Here is a 14,888-nt window from a genome sequence, read left to right as displayed (position 1 = left end):
TTATCCCCATGCCAGTGAGAAGGGGGGCGACTTTAGCGGAATGCCGGTCCGTGGGCAACTGAATATGAAAGCAAGGCAGAAATCGGTATTTGGCGGTATGCTAAATAAGCAATGTTGCCTGCCTAATACGCTCATTCTCTTCAGGATTATTTATGTACACCCTTAGCTATCAACCGCCTTATGACTGGCCATGGATCCTCAGGTTTTTGCAGGGGCGTGCCGTGGAAGGCGTGGAAATTGTCACCGAAAATCGCTATCAGCGCAGCTTCGCGCTGGGAGAATATGCCGGGTTGGTGACGCTTGAGCCAGACGAAAAGAATCTTTGCCTAAATGTGACGCTGAGCGACGGTCTGCAGCCTGTGGCAGGTGAAGTTTTACAGCGTGTTAAGAACTTACTGGATTTGGACAAGGATCCGCAGCAGGTTTTAAGTAGCCTGGGCACGCTGGCGGCAGCCCGGCCCGGCCTGCGCCTTCCTGGATGCATGGACCCGCTCGAGCAGGCTATTCGGGCCATTCTCGGGCAATTGGTCAGCGTGGCGATGGCGGCAAAATTGACCGGCAAAGTGGCAAAGACCTTCGGACATAAGCTTGCAGGTAACGATGACTGGTATCTGTTTCCGGATGCCTCGGCGCTGGCAAACTGCGATATTCAACAGCTGAAATCTTTAGGCATGTCGCTTAAGCGTGCAGAAGCGATTGTGCATCTTGCCGGAGAGGTGATGAAAGGGCAGTTTCCGCTGCAGTTACCTGATGATCTGGAGCAGGGAATAAAAACCCTGATAGCATTGCCGGGTATCGGGCGCTGGACCGCCAACTATTTTGCTCTACGCGGCTGGCAGGCCAACGACGTTTTCCTGCCGGATGATTACCTGATTAAACAGCGCTTTCCCGATATGACAACGGCGCAGATCCGCCGCTACGCCGAGCGCTGGCAGCCGTGGCGCTCCTATGCGCTACTACACATTTGGTATAGCGACGGCTGGACGCCGGTCAGTTAATGCCGAAATAACTGTTAGCCAGCAGCAGCTCCAGCGGCTGCGGCTGGGCGATGGTTTCCCCATAGATTAAATCAATGCCGATGCCCGACAGCGTATCCATCACCAAAGGCATATCCGCTGGACCGGCGATAGTTTGCAGCGTCATACGTTGGGCATGACCGTGCACAATCGTCACCATCATTTCGTCCATCAGATTACAGTGCACGTTGAGGATCAGGTCGGGATCTAACATCACGTAGTCGAACGGATGATGGCTCAGGGTATTAAACAGCTCCAGATCGCGCCCAACGTGGCTAAGCACCATGCGACAACCGGCTTTGCGCAGCCGCTTCAGGTTGGCATACGCGCGCTGTGGCTCCGTAAGCAAATCGCTGCTTTGAATCGTCAGGTGCAGCAGACGAGCGGGCATCCGGCTGGTGGACAGCTGTTCCAGAAGCTCATTGACGAAAGTGTCGCTGACCAAACCTGCACCAGAAACGGGCAGTGCGACGCCAAAGCCTTTCATGGCGACCTGAGTGGCATACTTCTCAAAAAATTCGCTAAACACGCGGCGATCCAGCGCATGGTGAAGCGCCGGGTCGGCCAGGCCTGAGCGGAATGCGGGTTCGTTGATAACGTCCCCTTCGTTGCCCCAGAAGCGCAGGGTCAGGAGATAGAAACAGGTGGACTCCGGAATACGCGGTGGCGCAACCGCCATCGCTATCATCAGGAGGGGATTGTCTTTGATCACCTGCCATTGTTCGTCGAGCGGCATGGTCTCGCGCCCTTGCTCCATATAGTGGCGGTGCGGCTCATAAACCGTGACCTGGCCACGGCCGTTGTTTTTCGAGGCGTAACAGGCAATATCGGCCTGGGAAAGTACTTCAGACGCGATAGCATTATCGCCGTCAATGTGGGTGATCCCGGCGCTGGCGCCGATGCGGTGCAGGCGGCCATCCCACATAAAGTGGTAGTCGTTGATGCTGCGAATGATGCGCTCGGAGATGTAGCGCGCGTTTTCAGTGGAGCAATCAGGCAGCAGCAAACCAAACTCGTCGCCGCCGAGGCGGGCAAGGAAATCCCCCGTGCGCAGCATACTCAGCATCATGGCCGCCAGCTCCCGCAGCAAAGCATCACCGGCGGCATGGCCTGCGGAGTCATTTACGGCTTTAAAACGGTCGAGGTCAATGAACACCAGCGCATGGTGCTGGCGGTGTTCAATCGCGCCCTGCAGTAGACGCTTCAGGTGATTCTCAAAGCTTACCCGGTTGGCCAGGTGCGTCAGGCTATCGTGGGAGGCGCTGTAGCTCAGCTGTTTGAGCATCTTCCGGGATTCGGTGACATCCTGGATAACCAGCACGGAGCCAATACTTTGGCCGTCCAGCGTGGTCAGTGGCGTAATGGTGTAGTGGATGTCGTAGCTGCCGCCGTTGCGGCAATGCAGCACGACGTCCTGCTCGATGGCGCTCCGGGAAAAATCGCCGCTGTGTATGTTTTCCATCACCGGGCCGTTATCGCCGAAGGTGATACGCAGAATCGCCAGAATGTGCTGGCCGATGGCCGCTTCCTGCGCCCAGCCGCTGAGCTTCTCGGCCACTGGGTTCATAAAGGTGACATTCATGTCGACATCAGTACAAATTACCGCTTCGCCGATCGAGTCCAGCGTGATGTGCAGCCGTTCTTTTTCCTGGTATAGCGCTTCGTTGAGCTGCTTAACCTCGGTCATATCCATATTAATACCCAGCAGCCGTTCCACGTCACCGTTCTTATTCAGCACGCGGTTAGCCAGGGAACGGATATGGCGGATCCCGTCTTTGACATGGATACGAAATTCAAGCTTAAACGGCAGGCGGTTTTTTAACGACTCGCGAATAACGGTTTCCGAGTGGGCAAGATCTTCTTTGACCAGCCTGTCCAGCCAGAGCTGGTAGGTGGGTTTGGTATGCGGCGGCACGTCGTAAAGCTCAAACATCCGCTTATCCCAACTGATGACATCGTTGGTCAGATCCCACTCCCAGATACCGATGCCGCCGGCTTCATTGGCAAGCGTAATTCGCTCCATCAACCGCTTGTTGATCCACTCGGTATGCTTCAGGTCGTTGATGTCTTCAATCTGGGCGATGTAGTAGAGCGGCGTGCCGTCGGTATGACGCACAACGGACGCCGTGAGCATGGCCCACACGACATTGCCCGCACTGGTGTAATAGCGCTTTTCCATTGAATAGCTATTGATGTGCCCGGCCTCGAGTTTGCTCAGGTGCTGCAGATCGAGATTCAAATCTTCGGGCCAGGTAATTTGCTGGAAGGTGAGATCGCTCAACTCTTCGCTGGAGTAACCGAGGAATTTGCACAGTGATTTATTCACCTGTAGCCATTTGCCTTCGGTAGAGACCAGCGCCATGCCAATAGCCGAGTATTCCATGGCGTTACGAAAGCGCGTTTCGCTTTCGGTGATGTGTTTACGCTCTGTGCGGGAGGAGTACATCACCATTGTGATGACGTTTGCCGGAAGCAGAATCAGCAGGAACGGCAGCCACGGCGCATATTCCAGCACGCGAGGGTGGGGCGTTAACATCGGGAACTTGCCGATGGCTATCATCGCGGAGACCATCATCAGCGTGACAAGGAAAATAATAAAGGCTTCCAGACGCGGCAGCCGAATGGCGCTCCACATCAGAATGACGATGATAAAAGTGAACGGCCAGGGCAGATAAATTAATGAAAAATAGCTGAGCGCCAGCGTGACGGCGAAGGTGGCCACGGTTTCAAACAGCAAAGCGGCTTTGCGGTGACGGAGTAAATAATAAGGCTTAAACAGCAGCCCTGCCGGCATTACCGCCAGCGCCCCGATGGATTCGGACAGTACCCAAATAAAGAAGGTTTTCAGGGCGGAAGAGTCAACCGGTATTGGCAATAGCGTAACCAGCAAGCCGCCAACCAGCGGGGGGATCGCCGCACTGCACAGGGCAAGCCGAGCCCAGTTATTGAGATTTTGTAAGGGGTTTTTCCGCGGCAAAAAGCGGCGTAACAACAAAGCACCCAGCAGTGCTTCGATCAGATTTATCGCGGTTAACGAGATATTTAGCCCACTAAAGGGAAAAACGACGGCGCTGGCTGTAATACTGCCCAGCGCGCAGACCACGGCAATTGCCAGCCACTGACGGAGAGGAGAACGGAAAAACGCCGCCATCATCACCGAAGTGGTAAACCAGATAGGCACCAAATCGGTGCCTTTTACCGTCAGTTCCAGAGAGTAGAGGGTGAAAATAAAGCTGAGTAACCCTAAGCCAGCCAGCAGTATCAAGGAGTGGGAGGCGGCTTCTGTTTGTCTATTTTTGATAATCATTACCGCAAATCCGCTTGGACACTGCCGCCAGGAGCCATGCCCGGATGCATATAAATAAAGAATCGGTTTATGCTAGTACAAACAATTTACAATTCCTATGCTCGCTTGTCAGAATTTACCTACAGAGCGTCAGAAATTGCGTAGCCAAATCACGTAATTAAATAATTCCACCTTAACCTGTTGCCAGAGGCTGCTCCGCTGTCATGCTGCTGTCACTTTGTTGCCTTCTTGCCGCGTAATTTCGCGATTGCAGAGGGGAAGAGACTGGTATCAAACGGCGGTTATCCCTATAATTGCGGCGTTTGACGCCTTCGCGTCCTCCTTCCAACACTTTTCGTATTCAGGCCGTAAATAATATGACCGATCAGTCTCATCAATGCGTCATCATCGGGATAGCCGGCGCATCGGCTTCAGGGAAAAGCCTCATTGCCAGCACGTTGTATCGTGAACTGCGCGAGCAAGTCGGCGATGAACACATTGGTGTCATTCCAGAAGACAGTTATTACAAAGATCAAAGCCATCTGTCGATGGAAGAGCGTGTTAAAACCAACTACGATCACCCCAGCGCGATGGACCACAACCTGCTTTTCCAGCATTTGCAGACGCTGAAGTCTGGCAAAGCTATCGAACTGCCGGTTTATAGCTATGTGGAGCATACCCGCACCGATCAAACCGTGCATTTGGTTCCGAAGAAAGTGATCATCCTGGAAGGCATCCTGCTGCTGACCGATGCGCGTCTGCGTCAGGAAATGAATTTCTCCATCTTTGTCGATACGCCGTTAGATATTTGTCTGATGCGCCGCATGAAGCGCGACGTCAACGAGCGCGGGCGTTCAATGGATTCCGTGATGGCGCAGTATCAAAAAACGGTACGCCCAATGTTCCTGCAATTTATTGAGCCTTCTAAACAATACGCCGACATTATTGTGCCGCGCGGGGGCAAAAACCGCATCGCCATCGATATTCTGAAAGCCAAAATCAGTCAGTTCTTTGAATAAAGACCTTTGCGAGCGCGCGTGAGCCGCTCGCTTTTACGTTGAACCCCTCTTCCATTGCCAATTGGCTATCGTCGGCGCTCTGTGGCAGTGTGTGTAAAACTGAGATTGATAAGGAGAATCTGCGATGCGCCTTTGCGATCGTGATATCGAAGCCTGGCTGGATGATGGCCGTTTAGCGATTACCCCCCGTCCTCCGGTTGAACGCATTAACGGTGCCACCGTGGACGTTCGCCTCGGCAATAAATTCCGCACGTTTAGCGGCCATACCGCCCCTTTTATCGATCTCAGCGGCCCTAAAGATGAAGTCACCGAAGCGTTAGAGCGCGTGATGAGTGATGAGATTGTGCTGGATGAGGGCGAAGCTTTCTTTTTACATCCAGGAGAGCTGGCGCTGGCGGTTACGCTGGAGTCTGTGACGCTGCCCGATGACCTGGTTGGCTGGCTGGATGGGCGTTCCTCGTTAGCGCGCCTGGGCCTGATGGTACACGTCACAGCCCACCGTATCGATCCGGGCTGGCATGGCTGTATCGTGCTTGAGTTCTACAATTCAGGGAAGCTGCCGCTGGCGCTTCGTCCGGGCATGATGATTGGCGCGTTGAGTTTCGAACCCCTCTCCGGGCCGGCCGCTCGCCCTTATAACCGCCGCCAGGATGCCAAATACCGCGACCAGCAGGGTGCGGTGGCAAGCCGTATCGATAAAGACTGAATTGCTGTGAGTTGTTCGCCCTGTGGCGAATGATATGGAGAATGCTATGAGACGACTTTTAACCACGTTGATGATTCTGCTGGTTGTGCTGGTAGCCGGCCTGACCTCACTTGTGTTGTTGGTTAACCCTAACGACTTCCGTGGTTATATGGTTCGTCAGGTTGAGGCCCGCAGCGGTTATCATCTTGAGCTGGAAGGGCCGCTGCGCTGGCATGTCTGGCCGCAGCTGAGTATTTTGTCTGGCCGTATGTCGTTGACTGCGCCAGGCGCCAGCCAGCCGATGGTCAGCGCGGAAAATATGCGCCTCGATGTGGCGCTGCTTCCGCTGCTGTCTCACCAGCTTCAGGTTCGCCAGGTGATGCTGAAAAGCGCGGTGATCCAACTGACTCCGGAGGCTGAAGCAAAGCTCTCGGCTAACGCGCCGGTAGGGCCAAAAGGCTCAGTGAGTGAACCGGATACCGGACGTGGCTGGTCGTTTGATGTCGCGAAACTTAAAGTGGTCGACAGCGTACTGGTCTTCCAGCATATCAATGACGAGCAGGTTACGGTCCGCAATATTAACCTGCAAATGACGCAGGATGATAAGCGTCAGGCTCACATTGAATTCAGTAGCCAAATCAACCGCGATCAGCGGGATTTAGCGCTTTCGGTCACTGCCGATGTCGATCTCAATGACTATCCACAGCAGATAAACGCCACGTTAAGCCAAATTGACTACCAGCTGCAGGGCGCCGACCTTCCGGCTGGCGGCATCGTCGGTTCGGGCACGCTACGGCTGGGCTGGAAAAACGCGAGCAGCCAGCTTTCGCTGACAAATATGCAGCTCACGGCTAACGACAGTGATTTGCAGGGCAATGTCAGCCTGACGATGCAGGATAAACCACAGTGGACGGTGGATCTGCAATCTCGCCTGCTCAATCTCGACAAACTGGTGGCTAATCCACCGGGCGCGGATAACGCAATTAACCAACAGGCGCAGCAGGCTCAGCAGCCTCGCCCGGGCCCGGTGATTGCCGAAGAACAGGGTGAAACCAACTACCACAGCCTGCGTAATTTTAATGCCGTAGTGAATATCAATGCCGGTGAAGTCCGCTGGCGTGGCCTGGCGTTCAATGATGTACAAACCGCGCTGGTAAACCAAAATGGCAAACTCAATATTAACCAGCTGAATGGCAAACTGGGGCAGGGCACTCTCTCGCTACCGGGCTTGCTGGACGCGAGCGGCGATACGCCTGAGCTTGCCTTCCAGCCGCAGGTGAAAAACATTGAGATTGGTAAAATTCTCACTGCTTTTGATTATCCGATCGCGCTGACCGGGCAGTTTTCCATGACGGGTGATTTCAGCGGCGAACGCCTGGATGCGGAAGATTTTCGCAGTAACTGGCAGGGAGAAGCCCAGCTTGAGCTGGCCCATTCTCGCCTTGAGGGGATGAACTTCCAGCAGCTTATTCAGCAGGCGGTCAGTCGCAGCAACGAGGGCGTGGATGGGCAGCAAAATGCTGAGAACGTCACCGAGCTTGACCACTTCTCTGCTTCGGCATCGCTGGATAACGGGCTTTTGACGATGACGAAGATGGTCGGTGAGTCCAGCGTACTGTCCCTGACCGGCGAAGGCACGATGGATCTGGTGAAAGAAGTGGGGGATACGACGTTTGCAATTAAAGTCAGCGGCGGCTGGCAGGGTAGCAACAGCAAGCTGATTGAAACATTAAAAAACACCGCTATTCCGCTTCGCGTTTATGGGCCGTGGCAGCAGCTGAATTACACGCTTCAGGTTGACCAGGTGCTGCGTAAGCAACTGCAGGATGAAGCGAAGCGTCGGCTCAATGACTGGCTGGATAAGCATAAAGAGAGCGACAAGGCGAAAGACGCTAAGCAGTTACTGAATAAACTTTAACGACTAAAAGAACCGGCGAAAGCCGGTTTTTTTATACTTCATAATCCAGCAAATTATCCTCTTGTTCGCGCGGGATAATTTGTACTTTATTCACCCTGTGATTCACTACCTCCAGCGTTTTGAGCAAATAATTCCCCACTTCAACGCTCTCGCCTTCGGCTGGAATATGCTGCAAATGCTCCATCAGCAACCCGGCAATGGTGTGGTATTCGCGCTTCTCATCCAGAGGAAGGGCGACGTACTGCACCAGGTCGTCCAGCGGCATGTGGCCGTTCGCCGTCCAGCTGCCATCCTGATTTTTCTGGATATCGTGGCGGGCATCTATCTCTTCCACTTCGTTCGGCAGATTACCGGCGATAGTTTCCATCACGTCGCTCAGCGTCACAATGCCTTCCACCGAGCCAAATTCATCCACAACAAAAGCAAAGTGGGTCCGGGCGTTGCGGAACTGTTCTAACGCCTGCAGCAGCGGTAATGTTTCCGGGAAAACCAGCGGCTGGCGAATCAATGGCGCAATATTCAGTGCTTCGCCGTGCAGCGACTGCTGCAATAAATCGATAACGTGCACCACGCCGAGGATGTCATCGTCATTGTCCGTGACCACAATGCGCGTGTGCTGATTTTTATCCAGCAGCTCGCGAACCTCCGCTTCCGGGGCGGTAATGTCCAGGTGTTCGACGTCGTGGCGGGAAGTCATAATACTGCTGACGCTGCGCTGATTCAGGTGCAGCACGCGCTCGATCATCCGCGTTTCCTGCGGATTAAAAACATCGCTGCTGATGCCGCTGTCGGCAATGAGTGATGCTGTTTTGGCATCCAGCTCCGCGTCTTCTTTCTTGCCATTTAACAGCCGCAGCACGGCTTCGGCAGTGCGCTCCCGCAGCGACTGATTTGCCGAAAGAAAACGCCGACGGTTAAAAATAGCCAATTGATTGAGTGATTCAATCATCACCGAGAAGCCAATGGCGGCGTAGAGGTAGCCTTTCGGGATTTGATAGCCAAAGCCGTCGGCCACCAGGCTAAAACCGATCATCAGCAGGAAGCTCAGGCACAAAATCACGATGGTCGGATGGCTGTTTACAAATCGCGTTAAGGACTTGCTGGCCAGCACCATCAGTCCGATGGCGATGATAACCGCGACCATCATGACCGCAAGGTGGTCGACCATGCCGACGGCGGTAACAACGGAATCGAGAGAAAATACGGCATCAAGAATGACGATTTGAGCGACAACGGGCCAGAATTTGGCGCCTCGTTTTTGCGTGTGGTGCTCGCTGTCTTTGCCCTCGAGTCGCTCATTCAGCTCCATCGTGGCCTTGAACAGCAGGAACATGCCGCCCAACAGCATGATCAGATCCCGAGCGCTAAAGCTAAGGTCATGAATAGTGAAAAGCGGTCGGGTCAGCGTCACCAGCCACGAAATGGAGGCCAGCAGCAGCAGGCGCATAACCATCGCCAGCAGCAAGCCCGTGACGCGGGCGCGGTCACGCAGTTTAGGAGGCAGCTTTTCGGCGAGGATGGCAATAAAAACAAGGTTATCAATGCCCAAAACCAATTCGAGAACGACCAGGGTAACTAACCCGGCCCAGATTGAGGGGTCGGCAATCCATTCCATACGGGGTTTATAGCCTTTAACTTACGGGCAAATGCCACACGGAAATGATGGATAATTGTCGGACAAAAAGCAATGTTTGCCTGAGATTAATCCGTAATGACTTATAGAATTATCATCATTAAATGAATATCCGGTAAGTCATTATGGACAATATTAAAAGAAGTATTTCGATTGTCTATTTTATATTGCCATTAAGCTCTATGAGATAGTTCTGCATATTATACGAGTAATTATCCTGATATTACCGCTGTCAATATAAAGAAAATCCTAAAACGTTATTGTTGCGTGGTTCATATTATTCTTAAAAGTCCCGTTGCGGCCTTTTGTCTCCTTGCTTGCTGAGTTTTAAGCTGCAACAATCTTTATCGATCATTAGCAATGAATGTTTTTTTATACATTGGTTAATAGTTCGCCCCAGCATTTTCATAAAACCTGATTCTCTGATTTCAATATCTTACTGGATATTTGAATACCTTAGATTATTAGGGTTATTTACCGTTTTCAGTAGGTTGGTGACTGTGAGCCAGGGGCGGTAGCGTGCCCGGATGCGGCCAGATAACAGCAAGTCATGGAGTCATCAGAATGTCGGGAAATAAGCTTATTTTAGGAATAATGCCAGTTATCTCACTTTCTGAATATGTTCAATTCTGTACTTCATCCTCACGGCTAATTGCTTGCCTGTTTTATTCGCTCAGGATAATTACTCAGCCATAGTGATAAATATTCAATGATAAAATACAAACTTAAGTTGATGCCTTTATTGGTGTCAGTCACCCTGATGAGCGGTTGCACGGTATTTCCCGGCAGCAATATGTCTGCTTCAGGAAAAGACGTCATCAAACAACAGGATGCTGATTTTGACCTTGACCGAATGGTCAATGTTTATCCTTTAACGCCGCGACTGGTGGAGCAACTGAGGCCTCGCCCGGTGGTTGCTCAACCGAATGCCGGGCTGGATAAAGATATCGCCAATTACCAGTACCGCGTCGGGCCGGGAGATGTATTAAACGTCACGGTTTGGGATCACCCTGAGTTGACCACGCCAGCGGGGCAGTATCGTAGCTCAAGCGACACCGGGAACTGGGTACAGCCGGACGGCACTATGTTCTACCCGTATGTGGGTAAAATCAGCGTGACCGGCAAAACGCTCGCAGAAATTCGCAGCGATATTACCAGCCGTCTTGCGCAGTACATTGCCCAGCCGCAGGTGGACGTTAATATCGCTGCCTTCCGCTCGCAAAAGGCCTATATCTCCGGGCAGGTCAATAAATCCGGCCAGCAGCCCATCACTAACGTGCCGCTGACTATCCTCGACGCGATCAATGCCGCAGGTGGTTTAACCGAAGTGGCCGACTGGCGTAACGTCGTTCTGACCCACAACGGGCAGGAAAAACGTATTTCTCTGCAGGCGCTGATGCAAAACGGCGACCTAAGCCAAAACCATTTGCTCTACCCCGGCGACATTTTGTTCGTGCCGCGTAATGACGATCTGAAAGTGTTCGTGATGGGGGAAGTGAAGAAGCAAACCACCCTCAAAATGGACTTCAGCGGCATGACGCTCACCGAAGCGCTTGGCCAGGCTGAAGGTATCGATCTCACCTCTTCAAACGCCAGCGGCATCTTCGTGATTCGTCCGCTCAAAGGGCAGACACAGCAAAACGGCAAGATCGCCAACATTTATCAGCTCGATATGTCCGATGCGACTTCGCTGGTGATGGGCACTGAGTTCCAGCTCCAGCCGTATGACGTGGTGTACGTCACCACCGCCCCGGTTTCCCGCTGGAATCGCCTGATCAACCAGCTCCTGCCAACCATCAGCGGCGTTCGTTACATGACCGATACCGCCAAAGATATCCACACCTGGTAACGCGCTATGTTCAACAAAATACTTGTGGTTTGCGTGGGGAACATCTGCCGTTCCCCCACGGCTGAACGGCTGCTCAAACGCTACCATCCGGAGCTTAGCGTCAGCTCTGCAGGGCTGGGGGCGCTGGTCGGGAAGAGTGCAGATGCCGGTGCTGTTGAGGTCGCCGGGCGGCACAATCTTTCTCTTGAGGGACATTTAGCCCGCCAGGTTTCCGGCCGCCTGTGCCGGGAGCACGACCTGATTCTGGCGATGGAAAAACGCCACATCACCACGCTGTGCGAAATGGCACCCGAAATGCGCGGCAAAGTGATGCTGTTTGGCCACTGGGATGCAGAGAAAGAAATCCCCGATCCCTATCGTAAAAGCCGTGACGCCTTTGAAGCGGTCTACAGCATGCTCGACCTTTCTGCCCAAAAGTGGGCTAACGCACTCAACGCTCATCAGGGATAACAATGACAGAGAAAGTACGCCGTTCGAGCGCCCCGACCGAGGGCAATGACGAAATTGATATTGGCCGTTTGTTTGGTACCGTGCTGGAGGCTCGCTGGTGGGTTATCGGCATTACCGGGCTGTTTGCCGTGTTGGCCGCGGTTTATGCCCTGTTTGCCACGCCGGTGTACAAGGCCGATGCGCTGGTGCAAATCGAGCAAAATGCCGGTAACACGCTGGTGAATGACATCAGCTCTGCGCTCAGCAATAAGCCACCGGCTTCTGCCGCAGAAATTCAGCTGATCCAGTCCCGCATGGTGCTGGGGAAAACCGTTGATGACCTGAATCTGGATATCTCTGTGACCAAGAACACCTTCTGGCTGTTCGGTGCGGGCTGGGATCGGTTGCAGGGGCATCAGAACGACACGGTGAATGTCACCACCTTCACGCTCCCCGCAGCGATGAACAAAGACACCTTTACCGTTGAAGTGCTGAACGATAAACAGTACCAGCTGACCAGTGACAATGGTTTTAGCGCCAAAGGTGAAGTGGGCAAGCTGCTGAGTAAATCGGGCGTCACGATGCAGGTGGATGGCATCCAGGCGCAGCCTGGTGACAATTTCACGGTGGTGAAGTATTCCACGCTAGGGATGATCAACCAGCTGCTCGGCAACCTGACGGTGACCGAAAACGGCAAAGATACCGGCGTGCTCAGCCTCTCCTACACCGGAGAAGATAAAGATCAGATCCGCACCATTCTCGACAGCATTACCCGCAACTATCTGGCGCAGAACGTGCAGCGCAAATCTGAAGAGGCCGCCAAAAGCCTGAAGTTCCTGGCCGAGCAGTTGCCTGAAGTGCGCCGCAATCTGGATGCCGCAGAGAACAAGCTGAATGCTTATCGCCAGCGTCAGGATTCGGTGGATCTTTCCCTGGAGGCGAAATCGCTGCTGGATTCCGTGGTCAATATTGACGCTCAGCTGAATCAGCTGACCTTCAAAGAGGCTGAGATCTCCAAGCTGTACACCAAAGCTCACCCGTCCTACCGCACGTTGCTGGAGCAGCGTAGAACGCTGGAAGATCAGAAAGCTCGCCTGACCAACAGCATCGCGGCGATGCCTAAGACCCAGCAGGAAATCGTGCGCCTGACGCGCGATGTGGAGTCCGGGCAACAGGTTTACATGCAGCTGCTGAATAAACAGCAAGAGCTGAAAATCACCGAAGCCAGTACGGTGGGTGACGTGCGCATCGTCGACCCGGCGATTACGCAGCCGGGCATTGTTAAACCACAGCGCGTGCTGGTGGTGCTGGGCAGCATCATTCTGGGTCTGATTGTGTCCGTGATTGGTGTACTGCTGCGCTCGCTGTTTAACGGCGGCATTGAAAGCCCGGCCGTGCTGGAAGAAGCGGGGCTCAGCGTCTATGCAAGCATCCCGCTCTCGGAATGGCAGAAAACCCGCGATCAGGCCAACCTGCGCAACGTCAAAGGCACTAAGCGCTTCAAACAGAGCCAATTGCTGGCGGTGGGTAATCCGACTGACCTGGCCATTGAAGCGATTCGTAGCCTGCGCACCAGCCTGCACTTCGCCATGATGCAGGCCTCCAACAATGTCCTGATGCTCACCGGCGTTAGTCCGTCTATCGGTAAAACCTTTGTGTGCGCCAACCTCGCGGCGGTGATTAGCCAGACTAACAAACGCGTGCTGCTGATGGACTGCGACATGCGCAAAGGCTATACCCACGAACTGCTGGGGACCACCAACGTGAACGGGCTGTCCGATGTGCTGTCAGGGCAGGGGGATATTACCCGCTGCGCGCAGAAAACGTCCGTGCCGAACTTTGACCTTATCCCTCGCGGGCAGGTCCCGGCTAACCCGTCCGAACTGCTGATGAACGAGCGCTTCTCTCAACTGGTGAAGTGGGCCAGTGAAAATTATGACCTGGTGCTGATTGATACGCCGCCGATTCTGGCCGTCACCGACGCGGCAATTGTGGGGCGCCATGCGGGCACCACGCTGATGGTGGCGCGCTACGCGGTGAACACGCTGAAAGAAGTGGAAACCAGCCTGAGCCGCTTTGAGCAGAACGGCATTGCCGTGCGCGGCGTGATCCTTAACTCGATTTTCCGCCGGGCCACGGGCTACCAGGATTACGGGTATTACGAATATGAATATAAGTCGGATGCTAAATAAGGTGATGGCCATGAACAGCAGCGCAACTCGCCCGCTTATCTCTATATATATGCCGACGTGGAACCGCCAGCAGCTGGCTATTCGCGCCATCAATTCGGTGCTGCGTCAGGATTATGATCACTGGGAAATGATTATCGTCGATGACTGCTCCGCCAGCTTCCAGCAGCTACAGCAGTTTGTTGCAGATCTTGGCGATCCCCGGGTGCGTTACATTCACAACGACGTGAACAGCGGCGCTTGCGCGGTACGCAACCAGGCGATTCAACTGGCGCAGGGGCGGTTTATTACCGGCATTGATGATGATGATGAATGGACGCCGAACCGTCTGTCGGTATTTCTGTCCCACCAACATCAGCTGGTCACCCACGCATTTTTATACGCCAACGACTATCTGTGTGAAGGGCAGGTCTACTCGCAGCCGACCAGCCTGCCGCTGTACCCGAAGTCGCCCTATTCCCTGAAGCTGTTCTACAAGCGCAACATCATCGGCAATCAGGTTTTTACCTACGCCGAGCGTTTTAAAAGCAGCCTGTTTGATACCGAACTGAAGGCGGCGCAGGATTACGACATCTTCCTGCGCATGGTGGTGGCGTTCGGCCAGCCGTGGAAGGTGGAAGAGGCTACTCAAATTCTGCACGTTAATCATGGCGAAATGCAGATAACCAAATCCCCGAAGAAGTTTGCCGGTTATTTCCACTTTTACCGCAAGCACAAGGACAAGTTCGACCGGGCCAGCAAGAAATATCAGCTGTATACGCTGTATCAGATCCGCAATAAGCGCATGTCATGGCGCACGCTGTTAGCTCTGCTGACGGTGCGCAACGGCAAGCGCCTGGCCGATAGTCTGCGGGGGAGATAAGC

General features: G+C 53.7%; 10 protein-coding genes. 8 read left to right on the top strand and 2 right to left on the bottom strand.

Features of this window, described 5'->3' with window-relative positions; translation table 11 throughout:
• Positions 1-152: 152 nt before the first annotated feature.
• Positions 153-998 (top strand): DNA-3-methyladenine glycosylase 2, encoded by an 846-nt coding sequence (gene alkA / locus B9Y90_RS05965; RefSeq protein WP_085540557.1) that lies wholly within the window; start codon positions 153-155, stop codon positions 996-998.
• Here alkA and B9Y90_RS05960 read toward each other — a convergent pair.
• Positions 991-4,323 (bottom strand): diguanylate cyclase, encoded by a 3,333-nt coding sequence (locus B9Y90_RS05960; protein WP_085540556.1) that lies wholly within the window; start codon positions 4,321-4,323, stop codon positions 991-993. The genes alkA and B9Y90_RS05960 overlap by 8 nt on opposite strands.
• A 356-nt stretch (positions 4,324-4,679) precedes the next feature.
• On the opposite strand from B9Y90_RS05960, the gene udk reads away from it, so the two are divergent.
• The 3 genes from udk to asmA all read left to right on the top strand — a co-directional run bounded on the left by udk (position 4,680) and on the right by asmA (position 7,924).
• The gene (gene udk / locus B9Y90_RS05955; RefSeq protein WP_008455103.1) at positions 4,680-5,321 is read left to right on the top strand and encodes a uridine kinase; all 642 of its coding nucleotides are present in this window, start codon (positions 4,680-4,682) and stop codon (positions 5,319-5,321) included.
• A gap of 124 nt (positions 5,322-5,445) precedes the next feature.
• On the top strand, positions 5,446-6,027 hold the full coding sequence (gene dcd, locus B9Y90_RS05950; RefSeq protein ID WP_039304717.1) for a dCTP deaminase: 582 nt from the start codon (positions 5,446-5,448) through the stop codon (positions 6,025-6,027).
• A gap of 46 nt (positions 6,028-6,073) precedes the next feature.
• Entirely contained in the window at positions 6,074-7,924 is a 1,851-nt protein-coding gene (gene asmA / locus B9Y90_RS05945) for an outer membrane assembly protein AsmA (protein ID WP_085540555.1), read from the top strand.
• A gap of 31 nt (positions 7,925-7,955) precedes the next feature.
• On the opposite strand, the gene B9Y90_RS05940 is transcribed toward asmA, so the two are convergent.
• Positions 7,956-9,539, bottom strand: coding sequence for a TerC family protein (locus B9Y90_RS05940; RefSeq protein WP_085540554.1), 1,584 nt, complete (start codon positions 9,537-9,539; stop codon positions 7,956-7,958).
• Between the two features lie 727 nt (positions 9,540-10,266).
• On the opposite strand from B9Y90_RS05940, the gene B9Y90_RS05935 reads away from it, so the two are divergent.
• Genes B9Y90_RS05935 through wcaA form a run of 4 tightly spaced genes read left to right on the top strand, consistent with a single transcriptional unit; the run spans position 10,267 to position 14,886 of the window.
• Entirely contained in the window at positions 10,267-11,406 is a 1,140-nt protein-coding gene (locus B9Y90_RS05935) for a polysaccharide export protein (protein WP_039295207.1), read from the top strand.
• Between the two features lie 6 nt (positions 11,407-11,412).
• Positions 11,413-11,856, top strand: coding sequence for a low molecular weight protein-tyrosine-phosphatase Wzb (gene wzb / locus B9Y90_RS05930; RefSeq protein ID WP_039295205.1), 444 nt, complete (start codon positions 11,413-11,415; stop codon positions 11,854-11,856).
• Positions 11,857-11,858: 2 nt separating this feature from the next.
• On the top strand, positions 11,859-14,027 hold the full coding sequence (gene wzc, locus B9Y90_RS05925; RefSeq protein ID WP_085540553.1) for a tyrosine-protein kinase Wzc: 2,169 nt from the start codon (positions 11,859-11,861) through the stop codon (positions 14,025-14,027).
• Positions 14,028-14,037: 10 nt separating this feature from the next.
• Positions 14,038-14,886 carry a colanic acid biosynthesis glycosyltransferase WcaA gene (wcaA, locus tag B9Y90_RS05920; protein WP_139827351.1) on the top strand — a complete coding sequence of 283 codons (849 nt, stop codon included), beginning with the start codon at positions 14,038-14,040 and terminating at the stop codon, positions 14,884-14,886.
• Positions 14,887-14,888 lie beyond the last annotated feature (2 nt).

This window comes from Cedecea sp. NFIX57 (genome assembly GCF_900177785.1).
GTDB classification, from domain to species: Bacteria; Pseudomonadota; Gammaproteobacteria; order Enterobacterales; family Enterobacteriaceae; genus Cedecea; species Cedecea neteri_C.
The sequence above is the reverse complement of the archived record's forward strand: the minus strand, read 5'-3'. Positions and strand labels throughout refer to the sequence as shown.

Bases quoted from the DNA above. Each gene is read 5' to 3' on its own strand.
- alkA (WP_085540557.1), top strand. From the start codon at position 153: ATGTACACCCTTAGCTATCAACCGCCTTATGACTGGCCATGGATCCTC.
- wzc (WP_085540553.1), top strand. From the start codon at position 11,859: ATGACAGAGAAAGTACGCCGTTCGAGCGCCCCGACCGAGGGCAATGAC.
- dcd (WP_039304717.1), top strand. From the start codon at position 5,446: ATGCGCCTTTGCGATCGTGATATCGAAGCCTGGCTGGATGATGGCCGT.
- wzb (WP_039295205.1), top strand. From the start codon at position 11,413: ATGTTCAACAAAATACTTGTGGTTTGCGTGGGGAACATCTGCCGTTCC.
- B9Y90_RS05960 (WP_085540556.1), bottom strand. From the start codon at position 4,323: ATGATTATCAAAAATAGACAAACAGAAGCCGCCTCCCACTCCTTGATA.
- B9Y90_RS05935 (WP_039295207.1), top strand. From the start codon at position 10,267: ATGATAAAATACAAACTTAAGTTGATGCCTTTATTGGTGTCAGTCACC.
- B9Y90_RS05940 (WP_085540554.1), bottom strand. From the start codon at position 9,539: ATGGAATGGATTGCCGACCCCTCAATCTGGGCCGGGTTAGTTACCCTG.
- asmA (WP_085540555.1), top strand. From the start codon at position 6,074: ATGAGACGACTTTTAACCACGTTGATGATTCTGCTGGTTGTGCTGGTA.
- udk (WP_008455103.1), top strand. From the start codon at position 4,680: ATGACCGATCAGTCTCATCAATGCGTCATCATCGGGATAGCCGGCGCA.
- wcaA (WP_139827351.1), top strand. From the start codon at position 14,038: ATGAACAGCAGCGCAACTCGCCCGCTTATCTCTATATATATGCCGACG.